Consider the following 16,138-nt stretch of genomic DNA (forward strand, 5'->3'; position numbering starts at 1 on the left):
GCCCTGACAGGGCCCTTGCGCTTTGACTTGCAGCTTGAAGCTTGCCGCTGAGCGCTGCGTCTATTTCTTGTCGCGGCGCTTCTTCTCAGCCTTCTTGTGGTGCGACATCAAGCGACGCTTCTTGTTGACCTGGCGGTCGGTCAGCGTGTTCTTGTTGCCTTCGTACGGGTTCTCGCCGCCCTTGAACTCGATGCGGATCGGCGTACCGACCAGCTTGAGCACACGACGGTAAGTGTTTTCCAGGTAACGCACGTAAGACTTCGGCACCTTCTCGATCTGGTTACCGTGAATCACGATGATCGGCGGGTTCGCGCCACCCAGGTGGGCGTAACGCAGCTTGATCCGGCGACCGTTGACCATCGGCGGCTGGTGCTCGCTGACGGCGTCTTCGAGGATCTGGGTCAGGCGGCTGGTCGGCCAGCGGGTTACCGCCGACTTGAACGAGTTCTGTACCGAGCCGTAGAGGTTGCCCACGCCGGTGCCGTGCAACGCCGAGATGAAGTGAATGTCGGCGAAGTCGACGAAGAACAGCCGGCGCTCCAGCTCGGTCTTCACGTAGTCACGCTCGCCCGGGGTCATGCCGTCCCACTTGTTGAGCGCGATGACCATGGCACGACCGGCTTCCAGGGCAAAGCCCAGCAGGTTGAGGTCGTGATCCACCACGCCTTCGCGGGCGTCCATCACGAAGATCACCACGTTGGCGTCTTTGATCGCCTGCAGGGTTTTGACCACGGAGAACTTTTCGACTTCTTCGTGGATCTTGCCGCGCTTGCGCACACCGGCGGTGTCGATCAGCGTGTACTTCTCTTCGTTACGCTCGAACGGGATGTAGATACTGTCGCGGGTGGTGCCGGGCTGGTCATAAACGATGACGCGCTCTTCACCGAGCATGCGGTTGACCAGCGTCGACTTGCCGACGTTCGGACGGCCGATGATGGCGATCTTGATCCCGTCTTTCTCGCTCGGACCAGGAATGCGCTTGGCTTCTTCGCCTTCGGCAACTTCCTCTTCCTCGCCCTCTTCCGGCTCTTCTTCATCTTTCGGGAAGTCGCTCAGCGCGGTTTCCAGCAGCTGAGTGATACCACGACCGTGGGCGCCGGCGATCGGGATCGCGTCGCCCATGCCCAGCGGGGCGAATTCGGCACGGGCCATTTCAGGGTCGATGTTGTCGACCTTGTTGGCGACCACGTGGGAACGCTTGTTACGCTTGCGCAAATGCTCGGCGATCATCTGGTCGGCGGCGGTGAAACCCGCCTTGGCGTCCACCAGGAACAGAACGACATCCGCTTCTTCGATGGCCAGCAGCGACTGCTCGGCCATTTTTTCGTCCATACCATGCTCGTCACCGGAGATACCGCCGGTGTCGATCAGAATGTAGGAACGCCCTTGCCACTTGGCCTCACCGTACTGGCGATCACGGGTCAGACCGGACAGGTCGCCAACGATGGCGTCACGAGATCGGGTCAGGCGGTTGAACAAGGTGGACTTGCCGACGTTCGGTCGACCCACCAGGGCGATTACGGGAACCATGCGGCTCTCCACTTCGTTATTTCAGAAAATACAAAAGCCGCTGCGTGGGCAGCGGCTGGTGCTCGAGGGCTTTCCCGGGCGTATTCCTGCAGGAGCGAGCTTGCTCGCGATGAACGCATGAACACCGCGTTCTTTCTGGAAGCCAACGTCATCGTTAACCTCCATCGCGAGCAAACTCGCTCCTACAGATTCATTCATACCGCCCGGTGTAGCCGCCTGGGGTATCCACCCCAAGCATAGTTGTTACTTGATGGTCAGGGCTTCCAGTTTGCCGCTGTTGCCATACACATAAATCGTGTCGCCCACCACCAGCGGACGGGCACGCAGGCCATCGCTGTCGATGCGCTCACGGCCGACGAAACGGCCGTCTACCTGACTGAGCAGGTGCAGGTAACCTTCCAGGTCACCCACTGCAACGTAGCTGGAGAACACTTCCGGAGCCGACAGTTGACGGCGGGCCAGCGCATCGTTGCTCCACAGGGCAGTGGTGGAACGCTCATCGACGCCTTCAACGGTGCCCGAAGACAGGCTCACGTAAACGCTGCCGAAACCCTGGGCGACACCGGCGTAGCTGGAAGCATCACGCTGCCACAGCTGACGACCGCTCTGCAGGTCCAGTGCCGCGACGCGACCCTGGTAGCTGGCGACATAGATGGTTTCGCCCGACAGCAGCAGACCGCCATCGATGTCGACCACACGCTCCAGCTCCGAACGACCTTGCGGGATCGCTACACGCTGTTCCCACACCGGCACGCCGTTGGAAATGTCGAGTGCGACCACTTTACCGGTCGAGAAACCAGCCACCGCCAGGCGGTTGGTGACGATCGGCGCACTGGTACCGCGCAGGGTCAGTACGGCAGGCGTGTTGTCATACAGCCAGCGCTGGTTGCCGGTAGCGGCATCCAGACCGATCAGACGATCGTCCTGGGTCTGAACCACCACCACGTCACCGTTGTTGGCCGGTGGCGCGAGGACTTCGCTGGACACGCGAGCGCGCCATTTCTCTTCGCCGTTGATGGCGTCCAGGGCAACGATTTCACCCTTGAGCGTACCAATCGTCAGCAGACCGTAACCGACGCCAACGGCACCGGAGACAGGCAGTTCGAGATCTTTCTTCCACTTCACGTCGCCGTTGCTGCGATCCAGCGCCATCACCACACCGGTCACGTCGGCGGCGTAGATGGTGTCGCCATCAATCGCCGGAACCAGCATGTTGTAGGTTTCGCCCTGACCGTCACCGATCGAACGACTCCACTGTTTCTGCAGAACCACTTCTTCCTTGAAATCGGTCAATTCGGCCGGCGGCAGTTCTTTCTTGCTGTTGCTGCTGCAACCCGCGGCCAGAATGGCCAGAGCCAGCAATGCTGCATGTTTCCAACGAATCACGTCACGCATCCCCTTTGGCCAGATCGTCCAGCTTGATTTGCAAGCCACCGACCGCCGCTTCATCCGACAGTGCCGCCTTGGCTTTTTGATAGGCCGCGTGCGCTTCATCGGTACGACCCAGCTGAACCAGCAGGTCGCCCTTGAGTTCTTCACGAGTAGCCAGGAATGCCTTGTCGGCATCGCCTTCGAGCAGTTTCAGGGCCTCATCGACCTTGTTCTGCGCGGCCAGCACCTGAGCCAGGCGCTGACGGGCGATTTCGCCCAATGCTGCGTTGGCAGGCTTTGCCGTGATGGCTTTCAGTTCGGTGGCCGCGTCGTCCAGCTTGCCGCTGTCGACGGCGACTTTCGCCACGAACAGGCTGCCGTACTGGGCGTAGGCGCTGCCGGCGAATTCGCTGTTGAGCTTGCCGGCCAGGTCCGACACACGGGCCGCATCCGGCTTGCCGTCAGGCGTCAGCGTGGTTTCCAGCAATTGCTGATAGAGCATCGAGGCGCCTTGCGACTGGTTGCTCTGATACTTCTGGAACGCCTGCCAGCCGAATACGATGACCAGCGCCAACAGGCCGCCGGTGACCAGGGGCTTGCCGTTGCGTGACCACCATTCCTTCAAATCCGCCAGCTGTTCGTCTTCGGTACTCGACACCCCAATACTCCTTAATCGCTAATTCGGCTGTTTAAGACAGCTTCAACCCTGCACGACGCAGGTGGCCAGGTGTGCAGCAAGCGCATCCCAGGCAATGCTTTGTTGTTCGCCCTGGCCACGCAGGGGTTTGAAACCTACCACTTGCTGGGCCATCTCGTCGTCACCGAGGATCAGCGCATACAGCGCACCGCTCTTGTCGGCTTTCTTGAACTGGCTTTTGAAACTGCCGGCGCCGGCATTCACTTGCAGGCGCAGGTTGGGCAACTGGTCACGTACACGCTCGGCCAGTGCCAGGCCTGCCAGCTCGGCCTCTTCGCCGAAGGCGCAGAGGTAGACGTCGACCTGACGGGAAATCTCTTCCGGGATCTGCTCCAGGGTTTCGAGCAGCAATACCAGACGCTCGATACCCATGGCGAAGCCCACGCCGGCAGTCGGCTTGCCGCCCATCTGCTCGACCAGGCCGTCGTAGCGACCACCGGCACACACGGTGCCCTGGGCGCCGAGCTTGTCGGTGACCCACTCGAAAACGGTCTTGCTGTAGTAGTCCAACCCGCGAACCAGCTTCGGGTTGATGACGTAAGGAATGCCGGCAGCGTCCAGGCGAGCCTTGAGGCCCTCGAAGTGCGCGCGGGATTCTTCGTCCAGGTAGTCGGCCATCTTCGGCGCATCGACCAGGATCGCCTGGGTATCGGCGTTCTTGGTGTCCAGTACACGCAGCGGATTGGTCTTCAGGCGGCGCTGGCTGTCTTCGTCCAGCTTGTCCATGTGTTGCGACAGGAACGCGACCAGCGCTTCACGGTAACGGCCGCGGGATTCGCTGGTGCCCAGGCTGTTGAGCTCGAGCTTGACCGCATCGCGGATGCCCAGCTCACCCCACAGGCGCCAGGTCAGCACGATCAGCTCGGCATCGATGTCCGGACCATCGAGGTTGAACACCTCGACACCGATCTGGTGGAACTGGCGATAACGGCCTTTCTGCGGGCGCTCGTGGCGGAACATCGGGCCGATGTACCAGAGTTTCTGCACCTGGCCACCACCGGTGATGCCGTGCTCGAGCACGGCACGCACGCAGGCCGCGGTGCCTTCAGGGCGCAGGGTCAGGGAGTCGCCGTTGCGGTCTTCGAAGGTGTACATCTCTTTTTCGACGATGTCGGTCACTTCACCGATGGAGCGCTTGAACAGCTCGGTGAACTCGACGATCGGCATACGGATCTGCTTGTAACCGTAGTTATCCAGCAGGCGCGAAACGGTGCCTTCGAAGTGACGCCACAGGGGGGTCTGTTCGGGCAGGATGTCGTTCATGCCACGAATGGCTTGCAGAGACTTGCTCACTATCGGTCCTTAAATTCGTTCGGCTCTAGAGTCGGACTCAGCCACGCGCAATCACGGCGGCGTCGGCTTCGACCTTTTCGGCCGCTTTCTCGCGGATCAAGCGTTCAAGCTCATCCACCAGATTGTCATTCGTCAGTTTCTGCGACGGCTTGCCGTCGATGTAAATCAGGTTTGGCGTGCCACCGGTCAAGCCGATATGAGCTTCCTTGGCTTCACCCGGGCCGTTGACCACGCAACCGATGACCGCAACATCCAGCGGCACCAGCAGGTCTTCGAGGCGCCCTTCCAGCTCGTTCATGGTCTTGACCACGTCGAAGTTCTGCCGCGAGCAGCTCGGGCAGGCGATGAAGTTGATGCCACGGGAGCGCAGGTGCAGGGACTTGAGAATGTCGTAGCCGACTTTCACTTCCTCGACCGGGTCGGCCGCCAACGAGATGCGAATAGTATCGCCAATCCCTTCGGCGAGCAGCATACCGAGGCCCACCGCGGATTTCACCGTGCCTGAACGCAAACCGCCGGCTTCGGTGATGCCCAGGTGCAACGGCTGGACGATTTCCTTGGCCAGCAGGCGATACGCCTCGACCGCCATGAACACATCGGAAGCCTTCACGCTGACCTTGAAGTCCTGGAAGTTCAGGCGTTCGAGGTGCTCGACGTGACGCAGCGCGGATTCGACCAGCGCCGCCGGGGTCGGCTCGCCGTATTTCTTTTGCAGGTCTTTTTCCAGGGAACCGGCGTTGACGCCGATGCGGATCGGGATCCCGCGGTCACGGGCGGCATCGACCACGGCGCGCACGCGATCTTCGCGGCCGATATTGCCCGGGTTGATGCGCAGGCAGTCAACGCCCAGCTCGGCCACGCGCAATGCGATGCGGTAGTCGAAATGGATGTCGGCAACCAGGGGCACCTTGACCAGTTGCTTGATCTTGCCGAAGGCCTCGGCGGCGTCCATGTCCGGTACGGACACGCGAACGATATCGACGCCGGCCGCTTCCAGCCGATTGATCTGCGCGACGGTGGCGGCAACATCATTGGTATCGCTGTTGGTCATGCTCTGCACGGCGATAGGTGCATCGCCACCGACAGGCACATTCCCGACCCAGATCTTGCGCGACTCGCGACGTTTGATTGGAGATTCGCCGTGCATGACTTATTGACCCAACTTCAGGCGAGCAGTCTCGCCACTGGTGAACGGAGCAACATCGACCGCCTGGCCGTTGTAGCTGACCTGCGCGCCACGGGCATAGCCCAGTCGGACGGCGAACGGTGGTTTGCCGTTGACGGAAAGGCTGTCGCCTTTGCGCTTGAGACCGCTGAACAGCACCTTGCCGCCACCGTCGGTGACTTGCGTCCAGCAATCGGCGGTGAACTGCACTTGAACCTGTCCCTGGCCGACGGCCGGCGCTGCTGCCGGAACAACCGGAGCAGCCGCTGGCGCTGGAGCGACCGGAGCGGTAACGGTCGGAGCAGGAACGGCAGGCGCCGCCGGAGCGGGTGTTGCCGGCGTTGCAGCGACCGCAGGTGCGTTGTGTACCGGAGCAGCAGGCGCCGGTGCCGGTGCGGCTGGCGCTGCCGGTGCGGTGGCTGGCGCTTCTGCCGGTGCTTCAGCGGAAGTCTCGGCCTGTGGCAATGCCAGGGCCGTCGAGTTATCCACCTGACCTTCTGCTACAGCCTGATCTTCAGGCTCGTCCAGCGGATGAATCTGTGTGGTGCCGTCGGCGCCTTCGACTTCGACGTGCTCAGGGCTGAGGCTGGTCAGCTCCTGTTTGCGCATCGCGGTCTGATCCTGCCACCAGACGAAACCACCGCCGATGACGGCCACCAGCAGCAACAGGCTGACAAGACGCAAGATAGTGTGGGAAACCCGAACCGGCTCTTCGATGCGACCCAGGCCTTGAACGTTGCTGCCCTGGGAGTCGGTGCCGGTGGTCTGGTCGAACTGCTGAACCAGAACGGCCTGGTCCATGCCGAGCAATTTGGCGTAGGCGCGAATATAACCGCGGGCGAAGGTATGCCCCGGCAGCTTGTCGAAAGCGCCGGCTTCCAGATTACTCAGGGAATTGACGGTGAGGTTGAGCTTGAGGGCCACTTCGGCCAGCGACCAGCCATTGCTTTCGCGGGCCTGGCGCAAGGTCTCACCGGGGTTAACGCGATTCGCTGCTACAACTTCGGGATGCGCCGCTTTCATCATTGCTCCGACAGGTATTGCTGATATTCCGGTGTACCCGGATAGAGTCGTTTTAGTTGCAGGCCATAACTGGCGGCCTTGTCGCGATCTTCAAACACTTTTGCCAGCCGAACGCCGAGCAATAGACTACGTGCATTTTGCTCGGCAAGCAGGCTGAAACGATCGTAGTAGTCACGCGCGGGCACATAATGCCTGTCTTCGTAAGACAACTCAGCCATTTCCAGCAACGCGCGTGGCTGTTGTCGATTCAAACGCAGGGCTTTTTCCAGCTGCTGCTGCGCCAGATCGCGCTGGCCCATCATCGCAGCGGTCATGCCGAGGTTCTCGAACACTCGCGAACGCTCAGGATACAGGGTATCGGCAGCGGCCTGCTCAAAGCGCTCGTAGGCTTCCTTGTAACGTTTCTGCTCGAAAAGAAAACTGCCGTAGTTATTGAGGATTCGCGCATCGGCGGGACGGGAGGACAGTGCCTTGCGAAAATGCTGGTCGGCCAGCTCAGGCTCAAGCTCGGCCTGGAACACCAGCGCCAGCGCCGCATTGGCATCCGCGTCCGAATCATCCAGCTCCAGCGCCTTCTTCAACGGCACCTTTGCCCGCTCGGTCATGCCCTGCTGCAGGTAACCGATGCCCAACTGCACATATGCCTCACGCGCTTCATCGCGGCCCTTGCTGGTCTTCATCGGGTTGTAGTCGCCCGAAAGAACACAGCCAGCACACAGGCTGGCCAATAACAAAAGCAGCGCAAAGCGCAGGGACATAGAGATCCTCTCTTGTTTACTTGTTCGCGGCGTTCACGGCCATATCGTTGTCGGCGCTCAACTCGCGCACGGCGATATAACGTTCGCTGCGACGGGTGCGATCCATCACCTGCCCCACCAATTGACCACAAGCGGCGTCGATGTCTTCACCACGGGTGGTGCGGACGGTGACGTTGAAACCGGCGTGATGCAGCTGATCCTGGAACCGACGAATGGCGTTGTTGCTCGGCCGCTCGTACCCGGAGTGCGGGAACGGGTTGAAGGGGATCAGGTTGATCTTGCACGGGATGTTTTTCAGCAATTCGATCATTTCGACCGCATGCTCGACCTTGTCGTTCACGTCTTTCAACAAGGTGTACTCGATGGTCAGCACGCGTTTTTCGCCCAGGGACGACATGTAGCGCTGGCACGATTCGAGCAGCATCTTAAGCGGATACTTCTTGTTGATCGGCACCAATTGGTTACGCAATGCGTCATTGGGTGCGTGCAGGGACAACGCCAGGGAGACGTCGATGTGCTTGGCCAGCTCATCGATCATCGGCACCACGCCCGAAGTGGACAGGGTCACGCGGCGCTTGGAAATGCCGTAGCCCAGGTCATCCATCATCAGATGCATGGCGGCAATGACGTTGTCGAAGTTCAGCAGCGGCTCACCCATGCCCATCATCACCACGTTGGTGATGGCACGGTCGACGGTCGCCGGAACGCTGCCAAAGGATTTGTTGGCAATCCACACCTGGCCGATGACTTCGGCGGCGGTGAGGTTGCTATTGAAGCCTTGCTTGCCGGTGGAGCAGAAACTGCAGTCCAGGGCACAGCCTGCCTGGGACGAAACGCACAAGGTGCCGCGTTTGCCCTGGGGAATGAACACGGTCTCGACGCAGCTGCCGGACGCCACGCGCACGACCCATTTACGGGTACCGTCGCTGGAAATGTCCTCGCTGACCACTTCGGGGCCGCGAACTTCAGCAACGGCCTTGAGCTTTTCGCGCAAGGCCTTGCTGACGTTCGTCATGGCGTCGAAATCATCGACGCCAAAGTGGTGAATCCATTTCATTACCTGACCGGCACGGAAACGCTTCTCCCCGATTGAGTCGAAGAATTTTTCCATTTCCGACTGGGTGAGACCCAGCAGGTTGGTTTTAACAGTCGATGTAGTCATGGATTCACCTTCCACTCTTAAGCCAATGCTTAGCGAGTGGTTACTTCAGTAGCTGCGAAGAAGTATGCGATTTCGCGAGCAGCAGCGGCTTCGGAGTCCGAACCGTGTACGGCGTTGGCGTCGATGGATTCAGCGAAGTCAGCACGGATGGTGCCGGCAGCAGCTTCTTTAGGGTTGGTAGCGCCCATCAGCTCACGGTTGCGAGCGATAGCGTTTTCACCTTCCAGAACCTGAACGACAACCGGACCGGAAGTCATGAAGGCAACCAGATCACCGAAGAAACCACGCTCTTTGTGCTCAGCGTAGAAACCTTCGGCTTCGGCTTTGGACAGTTGCTTGATTTTCGAAGCGACGATGCGCAGGCCAGCGTCTTCGAAACGGGTGGTGATCTTGCCGATCACGTTTTTGGCAACGGCGTCAGGCTTGATGATGGAGAAAGTACGTTGAACAGCCATGGTGTAACTCCAGAAACGGTAATGTGCGAAAAATTAAACCCGCGAATTATACGCGGGTTCTCGGGTATTGCCTAACCTGCGGCGTGGCTCAGTCGCGTTCAGCGATCCAGTGGGCCTGAATGGCCTCCAGGATTTTCTCGCCACAATGCTCAGGCTTGTCGCCGAACTCGGGCAATTCCATCACCCACTTGCGCAGATCGACGAAGTTGACCGACATAGGGTCTACATCGGGCTTGGATTCAGCCAGCTGGATTGCGATCTCCAGTACATCAGTCCACATGAGACTCATGACAATTCCTTGAATCAGTGCGGCGCTTCGGCTGCGTGGTTGAGCGAGTACTTCGGAATTTCGACGGTCAGGTCTTCTGTGCCGACCTTGGCCTGACAGGCCAGGCGCGACTGGGCTTCCAGGCCCCAAGCCTTGTCAAGATAGTCCTCTTCCAGCTCGTCGGCCTCTTCCAGCGAGTCGAAACCCTCGCGGATGATGCAGTGACAGGTGGTGCAGGCGCAGACGCCGCCACAGGCACTTTCCATCTCGATATGGTACTCGTGAGCCAGTTCGAGGATGGACGTACCGGTCTCAGCCTCCACGACCATGCCTTCCGGGCAAAACTTTTCGTGTGGCAGAAAAATGACCTGCGGCATCGTTATTCCTCAATCTCATTCAGGTTGCGCCCGGCCAACGCGGCTTTCACCGTCGAGTCCATGCGGCGGGCAGCAAAGGCATCGGTCACTTGCGACAGACGCTTGGTCTGCTGCTCGATGGCGTAACCATCGGTACCTTTCATCAGTTCGGTCAGTTCCTGGACCTGCATGTCGATGACCATGCGCTCTTCGGCATCGAGCAGGCGGTCGCCGTCGACTTCCAGGGCAGCCTGCACCGCCTCGACCAGACGCTGGGCGTCGACCTGTTGTTCGCGCAGTACGCGGGCAACCTTGTCGTCGTTGGCGTATTCGAAGGAGTCCTTGAGCATCCGGGCGATTTCGCCGTCGGTCAGACCATAGGACGGCTTGACCTGAATGCTGGCCTCGACGCCCGAACCCAGTTCGCGAGCGGAAACGCTCAGCAGACCGTCGGCATCGACCTGGAAGGTCACGCGAATTTTCGCGGCACCGGCCACCATCGACGGAATGCCGCGCAATTCGAAGCGCGCCAGGGAGCGGCAGTCGCTGATCAGCTCGCGTTCGCCCTGCAATACGTGGATGGCCATGGCCGACTGGCCGTCTTTGTAAGTGGTGAAATCCTGGGCGCGAGCGACGGGGATGGTGGTGTTGCGCGGGATCACCTTCTCCATCAGGCCACCCATGGTTTCCAGCCCCAGGGACAGCGGAATCACGTCGAGCAGCAGCAGTTCTTCGCCGTCACGCTTGTTGCCGGCCAGGGTATCGGCCTGGATCGCGGCCCCGATGGCCACCACTTGATCCGGGTCGATTTCAGTCAGCGGCTGACGACCGAAGGCTTCGGCGACGGCTTCGCGAACACGCGGCACGCGGGTCGAACCACCGACCATGACCACCGCATGGACCTCTTCCAGTTCGACGCCGGAGTCACGCACGGCGCGGCGGCAGGCTTTGAGGCTACGAGCGATCATCGGCTCGATCAGTTCATTGAAGGCTTCTCGGGTCAGCTCGGCTTTCCAGTCGCCATAGACGACTTCAACGGACGCAGCGTTGGTCAGCGCTTCCTTGGCTGCACAGGCGGTTTGCAGCAGATTGCGTTGCGCACCCGGATCGAGGTCGGCGGACAGACCGGCGCTCTCGATGATCCAGCCCGCGATCGCATGGTCGAAGTCATCACCGCCCAGGGCGCTGTCGCCACCGGTGGCCAGCACTTCGAACACACCGCCGGTCAGGCGCAGAATCGAAATATCGAAAGTACCGCCGCCCAGGTCGTAGATGGCAACCAGGCCTTCGGCGTGCTGATCCAGACCGTAAGCCACGGCGGCAGCGGTCGGCTCGTTGAGCAGGCGCAGCACGTTGAGGCCGGCCAGTTTGGCGGCGTCCTTGGTGGCCTGGCGCTGAGCGTCGTCGAAATAGGCAGGAACGGTGATCACCGCGCCCACCAGCTCACCGCCCAGGGTGGCTTCGGCACGCTGACGCAGGACCTTGAGGATATCGGCAGAGACTTCGACCGGGCTTTTCGGGCCCTGGATCGTGTCGATGAACGGCATGTGCGACTCGCCGCCGACGAAGCGGTACGGCAGTTGCTCGCCCAATTGCTTGACGTCGGACAGACCACGACCCATCAGGCGCTTGACCGACAGCACGGTGTTCAGAGGATCGGTGGAGGCAGCCAGCTTGGCCGATTCGCCCACTTCGACGCGATCGGCGTGGTAGCGCACGGCAGACGGCAGGATCACCCGCCCTTCTGCGTCGGCCAGCGGCTCGGAAAGACCGCTGCGCAAGGCAGCGACCAGCGAATTGGTAGTGCCCAAGTCGATCCCCACGGCCAGGCGACGCTGGTGCGGTTGAGGACTTTGGCCGGGTTCGGCGATCTGCAGTAGAGCCATCGTTATCAGGTCTTATCTGTATATCAGGCGTGCGACCGGAGCGGCACTGGGTTAATCGTCGAGGCGCTCTTCTAACTGGCGCACTTCGTAGGTCAGCTTGTCGAGGAACTGCATGCGTCGCATCAGGCGCTCGGCGCGCTCGCGGTGCGCGGCATCGTTCCAGCAAGCGGCAAAGCTCTGGTTCAGCTCTTCCTGGGCAGCCTTGAGGCGGCGCTTGAACGCGGCGACACCCGACAGGTCGGCACTGTCCTGCAGGTCTTCGAGCTCTTCGCGCAACTCCATCTGTTGCAGAAGAAACTCCGGATCATGCACCGTGACCTCCAGCGGCAGCTCGCCACCACTCAAGGCGAGCAGATAACGCGCGCGCTTGGGGGGACTTTTGAGCGTCTGGTAGGCCTCGTTGAGGCTCGCGGATTGTTCCAGCGCCAGCCGCTGCTCACGCTCGGTGGCGTCAGCGAAGCGGTCCGGGTGAACGCTGCGCGCCAACTCACGGTAGCGCGAAGCCAGCTGATCAAGATCCAGGTCGAAACCCGGTTTCAGCTCGAATAAAGCGAAATGACAAGGAGTACCCACGACCAGCCTCAGATGTTGAAGCTTTCGCCGCAGCCACATTCACCGCGCACGTTGGGGTTGTTGAACTTGAAGCCTTCGTTCAACCCTTCCTTGACGAAGTCGAGCTCGGTGCCGTCCAGGTAGGTCAGGCTTTTCGGATCGATGATCACTTTCTCGCCGTGACTCTCGAACACCTGGTCCTCCGCAGCCAACTCGTCGACGAACTCCAGCACGTAGGCGAGGCCGGAGCAGCCTGTGGTGCGAACACCCAGACGAATCCCCTCGCCCTTGCCGCGCCCGTCGAGGGAGCGACGCACGTGCCGCGCTGCCGCTTCTGTCATGCTGATAGCCATCGTTGACTCCTTACTCGTCGCCAAATCTTGAAAGTCAGATCAAGCCTTTCTTCTGCTTGTAGTCGCGAACAGCGGCCTTGATGGCGTCTTCGGCGAGTACGGAGCAGTGAATTTTCACTGGCGGCAGGGCCAGTTCTTCAGCCAGCTGAGTGTTCTTGATGGTTTCTGCCTCGTCCAGCGTCTTGCCCTTCATCCACTCGGTGGCCAGGGAGCTGGAAGCGATGGCGGAACCGCAGCCGTAGGTCTTGAACTTGGCATCTTCGATGATGCCGGCGTCGTTGACCTTGATCTGCAGGCGCATGACGTCGCCGCAAGCCGGCGCGCCGACCATGCCGGTGCCGACATCAGGATCTTCCGCGTCCATCTTGCCGACGTTGCGCGGGTTTTCGTAGTGGTCGATGACCTTTTCGCTGTAAGCCATGATTCTTAATCCTCACTCATCAGAGAGTCGCTCTTTGAACCCCGGGGCCTGAGCCTCGGGGCCGGTTCGCGGCGACTTGAAATCAGTGTGCCGCCCACTCGATTTTCGAAATGTCGACACCGTCTTTGTACATGTCCCACAGCGGCGACAGAGCGCGCAGCTTGGTAACGGCCTCGCAGACTTTCTGCGCGGCGTAGTCGATCTCTTCTTCGGTGGTGAAACGGCCGAAGGTGAAGCGGATCGAGCTGTGTGCCAGTTCGTCGTTGCGGCCCAGGGCACGCAGTACGTACGAAGGCTCGAGGGACGCCGAGGTGCAGGCCGAACCGGACGAAACCGCCAGATCCTTGAGGGCCATGATCAGCGACTCGCCTTCAACGTAGTTGAAGCTCAGGTTCAGATTGTGCGGAACGCGGGCGGTCAGGCTGCCGTTGACGTACAGCTCTTCCAGGTGCTCGACCTGCTTGTAGAAACGATCGCTCAAGGCCTTGATGCGCACGTTCTCGGCAGCCATGTCTTCCTTGGCTACGCGGAAGGCTTCGCCCATGCCGACGATCTGGTGAGTCGCCAGGGTGCCCGAACGCATGCCGCGCTCGTGACCGCCGCCGTGCATGGTCGCTTCGATGCGCACGCGAGGCTTGCGGCTCACGTACAGCGCGCCGATGCCTTTAGGGCCGTAGGTCTTGTGAGCGGAGAAGGACATCATGTCGACTTTCAGTTTCTGCAGGTCGATCTCGACCTTGCCGGTGGACTGAGCGGCGTCAACATGGAAAAGGATGCCTTTGGAGCGGGTCAACTCGCCGATGGCGGCGATGTCGTTGACAGTACCGATCTCGTTGTTCACGTGCATGATCGATACGAGGATGGTGTCGTCGCGCAGAGCGGCTTCAACCATCTCTGGGGTGACCAGACCGTCTTCACGAGGCTCGATGTAGGTCACTTCGAAACCTTCGCGCTCCAGTTGGCGCATGGTGTCGAGGACAGCCTTGTGTTCGATCTTGGTGGTGATCAGGTGCTTGCCTTTGGTGGCGTAGAAATGTGCCGCACCCTTGATTGCCAGGTTGTCGGATTCGGTGGCACCGGAGGTCCAGACGATTTCGCGCGGGTCGGCGTTGACCAGGTCGGCCACCTGACGACGGGCGTTTTCGACGGACTCTTCGGCTTTCCAGCCAAACACGTGGGAACGGGACGCCGGGTTACCGAAGTTTCCGTCGACCAGCAGGCATTCACTCATCTTTTGCGCGACACGCGGATCAACCGGGGTGGTCGCAGAGTAATCAAGGTAAATCGGCAATTTCATGGACTATCTCCTAAATCAGGCTGGCTGGCGCCCCGTTAGCTCTGTGGCTGTCATTCGACGGCGGACGCTTCAATCTTGTCCAGGCGTGGCGCCTTGCTGTTGCAACGGCGTTGATCCTGGCGCTGGGCTACTTCTTGCACCTCACGGCGAGTGACAAGGTCAGCCAAGCTGATACCGCTCAGAAATTCGTGAATCTGCAGGCTCAGATCGCACCACAAGTGGTGGGTCAGACAGGTGTCACCGGAATGGCAATCGCCCTGGCCCTGGCATTTGGTGGCGTCGACCGATTCGTTCACCGCATCGATCACCTGGGCGACCTGGATACCTTGCATATCGCGAGACAGCTGGTAGCCGCCGCCTGGACCACGAACGCTGGACACCAGATTGCTACGACGCAATTTGGCGAAGAGCTGCTCGAGATAAGACAGGGAGATGCCTTGGCGCTCGGAGATATCGGCCAAAGACACAGGCCCGTGCTGCGCGTGCAACGCCAGGTCAAGCATGGCGGTCACGGCGTATCGGCCTTTTGTAGTCAGTCGCATGGACAGTTACCACGGAGTTCGGAATGGGTGCGAGTATGCGATTCCCGAGTATTTAAGTCAACTATAAGACCTAGTACTTTAGTCAGGTTTACCCGCAAAAGAGCGCGCGAATGATAGCAGGGTCTGCGGCTTAATGGCACACCGCTTGGCGCTGCCTACCTGCCTGATTGCGACGCAGACACGAACGCAATCCGTGCAGGCGCAGCCTTCGGCAGCTCCTGCACGGGGCTTTATCCGGCTTTGGTTTCGTCTTTGTCCTTCACGCACGCAAAGACTTCTTCACGCAGCTCAGGCAGATCCTTGGCACAGTAATTACTGCCCAGATCCTTCAACGCCCCGCACATCCCCTCCAGACGGCCATCAACGGCCTGCAGGTGATCGAGCAATTGGTTGATGGCGCGAGCCACCGGGTCCGGCATGTCCTCGCTGACGCCGTAGGCATCGAAGCCGATCTTCTCGGCCATGGCCTTGCGCTTGGCGTCCTGCTCTTCATCAGGCTTGACGATGATCCGCCCCGGAATGCCAACCACCGTAGCCCCGGCCGGCACCGCTTTGGTCACCACGGCATTGGAACCGACCTTGGCCCCGGCACCAACGGTAAACGGGCCAAGCACCTTGGCGCCCGCACCCACGACCACGCCATCTTCCAGGGTCGGGTGACGCTTGCCTTTGTTCCAGCTGGTGCCGCCCAGGGTCACGCCCTGATAAATGGTCACGTCGTCGCCGATTTCAGCGGTTTCGCCAATGACGATGCCCATGCCATGGTCGATGAAGAAGCGTCGACCGACCTTGGCACCGGGGTGAATCTCGATCCCGGTCAGCCAGCGACCGAAGTTCGACACCAGCCGCGCCAGCCATTTCAGGTCGGATTTCCATAGCACCGAAGACAGACGATGGATCCAGATGGCATGCATGCCCGGATAGCAGGTCAGCACTTCAAACGCATTGCGCGCCGCCGGGTCACGGTGGAAAACGCTTTGGATATCTTCTCGCAAACGCTCGAACATCA

18 protein-coding genes are annotated in these 16,138 nt (G+C 60.4%); all 18 read right to left on the minus strand.

Features of this window, described 5'->3' with window-relative positions; all coding sequences use genetic code 11:
- Window positions 1–60 precede the first annotated feature (60 nt).
- Window positions 61–1,530, minus strand: a complete 1,470-nt coding sequence (gene der / locus HNO86_RS01445) for a ribosome biogenesis GTPase Der (RefSeq protein ID WP_175375247.1) — start codon at window positions 1,528–1,530, stop codon at window positions 61–63.
- Between the two features lie 243 nt (window positions 1,531–1,773).
- Complete coding sequence (gene bamB / locus HNO86_RS01450; RefSeq protein WP_175375248.1) at window positions 1,774–2,925, minus strand: outer membrane protein assembly factor BamB; 1,152 nt, start codon at window positions 2,923–2,925, stop codon at window positions 1,774–1,776.
- Window positions 2,918–3,559, minus strand: coding sequence for a tetratricopeptide repeat protein (locus tag HNO86_RS01455; RefSeq protein ID WP_175375249.1), 642 nt, complete (start codon window positions 3,557–3,559; stop codon window positions 2,918–2,920). Before HNO86_RS01455 ends, bamB begins: the two co-directional genes overlap by 8 nt.
- A gap of 42 nt (window positions 3,560–3,601) precedes the next feature.
- Window positions 3,602–4,891: a histidine--tRNA ligase gene (gene hisS / locus HNO86_RS01460; RefSeq protein ID WP_175375250.1), complete on the minus strand. Its 1,290-nt coding sequence runs from the start codon at window positions 4,889–4,891 to the stop codon at window positions 3,602–3,604.
- A 37-nt stretch (window positions 4,892–4,928) separates the two neighbouring features.
- Window positions 4,929–6,038 carry a flavodoxin-dependent (E)-4-hydroxy-3-methylbut-2-enyl-diphosphate synthase gene (gene ispG / locus HNO86_RS01465; protein WP_020795607.1) on the minus strand — a complete coding sequence of 370 codons (1,110 nt, stop codon included), beginning with the start codon at window positions 6,036–6,038 and terminating at the stop codon, window positions 4,929–4,931.
- Between the two features lie 3 nt (window positions 6,039–6,041).
- Window positions 6,042–7,079, minus strand: coding sequence for a RodZ domain-containing protein (locus HNO86_RS01470; RefSeq protein WP_175375251.1), 1,038 nt, complete (start codon window positions 7,077–7,079; stop codon window positions 6,042–6,044).
- Window positions 7,079–7,837, minus strand: a complete 759-nt coding sequence (gene pilW / locus HNO86_RS01475; protein ID WP_175375252.1) for a type IV pilus biogenesis/stability protein PilW — start codon at window positions 7,835–7,837, stop codon at window positions 7,079–7,081. Before pilW ends, HNO86_RS01470 begins: the two co-directional genes overlap by 1 nt.
- A gap of 16 nt (window positions 7,838–7,853) precedes the next feature.
- Window positions 7,854–8,999, minus strand: a complete 1,146-nt coding sequence (gene rlmN, locus HNO86_RS01480) for a 23S rRNA (adenine(2503)-C(2))-methyltransferase RlmN (RefSeq protein WP_175375253.1) — start codon at window positions 8,997–8,999, stop codon at window positions 7,854–7,856.
- Between the two features lie 29 nt (window positions 9,000–9,028).
- Entirely contained in the window at window positions 9,029–9,454 is a 426-nt protein-coding gene (gene ndk, locus HNO86_RS01485) for a nucleoside-diphosphate kinase (protein WP_110966494.1), read from the minus strand.
- 88 nt (window positions 9,455–9,542) lie between these two features.
- Window positions 9,543–9,743, minus strand: a complete 201-nt coding sequence (gene iscX, locus HNO86_RS01490) for a Fe-S cluster assembly protein IscX (RefSeq protein ID WP_175375254.1) — start codon at window positions 9,741–9,743, stop codon at window positions 9,543–9,545.
- Between the two features lie 14 nt (window positions 9,744–9,757).
- A complete protein-coding gene (fdx, locus tag HNO86_RS01495; RefSeq protein WP_175375255.1) occupies window positions 9,758–10,099 on the minus strand; it encodes an ISC system 2Fe-2S type ferredoxin in 342 nt (113 codons plus the stop codon).
- Between the two features lie 2 nt (window positions 10,100–10,101).
- On the minus strand, window positions 10,102–11,964 hold the full coding sequence (gene hscA, locus HNO86_RS01500) for a Fe-S protein assembly chaperone HscA (RefSeq protein WP_175375256.1): 1,863 nt from the start codon (window positions 11,962–11,964) through the stop codon (window positions 10,102–10,104).
- 51 nt (window positions 11,965–12,015) lie between these two features.
- The gene (gene hscB, locus HNO86_RS01505) at window positions 12,016–12,537 is read right to left on the minus strand and encodes a co-chaperone HscB (protein WP_175375257.1); all 522 of its coding nucleotides are present in this window, start codon (window positions 12,535–12,537) and stop codon (window positions 12,016–12,018) included.
- 8 nt (window positions 12,538–12,545) lie between these two features.
- A complete protein-coding gene (gene iscA / locus HNO86_RS01510; RefSeq protein ID WP_110966490.1) occupies window positions 12,546–12,869 on the minus strand; it encodes an iron-sulfur cluster assembly protein IscA in 324 nt (107 codons plus the stop codon).
- Between the two features lie 34 nt (window positions 12,870–12,903).
- On the minus strand, window positions 12,904–13,290 hold the full coding sequence (gene iscU, locus HNO86_RS01515; RefSeq protein ID WP_007974006.1) for a Fe-S cluster assembly scaffold IscU: 387 nt from the start codon (window positions 13,288–13,290) through the stop codon (window positions 12,904–12,906).
- Between the two features lie 82 nt (window positions 13,291–13,372).
- On the minus strand, window positions 13,373–14,587 hold the full coding sequence (locus HNO86_RS01520; protein WP_175375258.1) for an IscS subfamily cysteine desulfurase: 1,215 nt from the start codon (window positions 14,585–14,587) through the stop codon (window positions 13,373–13,375).
- 50 nt (window positions 14,588–14,637) lie between these two features.
- Window positions 14,638–15,129, minus strand: a complete 492-nt coding sequence (iscR, locus tag HNO86_RS01525; RefSeq protein WP_003227911.1) for a Fe-S cluster assembly transcriptional regulator IscR — start codon at window positions 15,127–15,129, stop codon at window positions 14,638–14,640.
- A 230-nt stretch (window positions 15,130–15,359) separates the two neighbouring features.
- Complete coding sequence (gene cysE / locus HNO86_RS01530) at window positions 15,360–16,136, minus strand: serine O-acetyltransferase (RefSeq protein WP_175375259.1); 777 nt, start codon at window positions 16,134–16,136, stop codon at window positions 15,360–15,362.
- Window positions 16,137–16,138: the final 2 nt, after the last annotated feature.

Source organism: Pseudomonas sp. C1C7, from assembly GCF_013359595.1.
Classification (GTDB): domain Bacteria; phylum Pseudomonadota; class Gammaproteobacteria; order Pseudomonadales; family Pseudomonadaceae; genus Aquipseudomonas.

Excerpts from the sequence above, each read along its gene's own strand:
- der (WP_175375247.1), bottom strand. The coding sequence starts at position 1,530 with ATGGTTCCCGTAATCGCCCTGGTGGGTCGACCGAACGTCGGCAAGTCC.
- bamB (WP_175375248.1), bottom strand. The coding sequence starts at position 2,925 with ATGCGTGACGTGATTCGTTGGAAACATGCAGCATTGCTGGCTCTGGCC.
- ispG (WP_020795607.1), bottom strand. The coding sequence starts at position 6,038 with ATGCACGGCGAATCTCCAATCAAACGTCGCGAGTCGCGCAAGATCTGG.
- HNO86_RS01470 (WP_175375251.1), bottom strand. The coding sequence starts at position 7,079 with ATGAAAGCGGCGCATCCCGAAGTTGTAGCAGCGAATCGCGTTAACCCC.
- pilW (WP_175375252.1), bottom strand. The coding sequence starts at position 7,837 with ATGTCCCTGCGCTTTGCGCTGCTTTTGTTATTGGCCAGCCTGTGTGCT.
- rlmN (WP_175375253.1), bottom strand. The coding sequence starts at position 8,999 with ATGACTACATCGACTGTTAAAACCAACCTGCTGGGTCTCACCCAGTCG.
- ndk (WP_110966494.1), bottom strand. The coding sequence starts at position 9,454 with ATGGCTGTTCAACGTACTTTCTCCATCATCAAGCCTGACGCCGTTGCC.
- iscX (WP_175375254.1), bottom strand. The coding sequence starts at position 9,743 with ATGAGTCTCATGTGGACTGATGTACTGGAGATCGCAATCCAGCTGGCT.
- fdx (WP_175375255.1), bottom strand. The coding sequence starts at position 10,099 with ATGCCGCAGGTCATTTTTCTGCCACACGAAAAGTTTTGCCCGGAAGGC.
- hscA (WP_175375256.1), bottom strand. The coding sequence starts at position 11,964 with ATGGCTCTACTGCAGATCGCCGAACCCGGCCAAAGTCCTCAACCGCAC.
- iscA (WP_110966490.1), bottom strand. The coding sequence starts at position 12,869 with ATGGCTATCAGCATGACAGAAGCGGCAGCGCGGCACGTGCGTCGCTCC.
- iscU (WP_007974006.1), bottom strand. The coding sequence starts at position 13,290 with ATGGCTTACAGCGAAAAGGTCATCGACCACTACGAAAACCCGCGCAAC.
- HNO86_RS01520 (WP_175375258.1), bottom strand. The coding sequence starts at position 14,587 with ATGAAATTGCCGATTTACCTTGATTACTCTGCGACCACCCCGGTTGAT.
- iscR (WP_003227911.1), bottom strand. The coding sequence starts at position 15,129 with ATGCGACTGACTACAAAAGGCCGATACGCCGTGACCGCCATGCTTGAC.
- cysE (WP_175375259.1), bottom strand. The coding sequence starts at position 16,136 with ATGTTCGAGCGTTTGCGAGAAGATATCCAAAGCGTTTTCCACCGTGAC.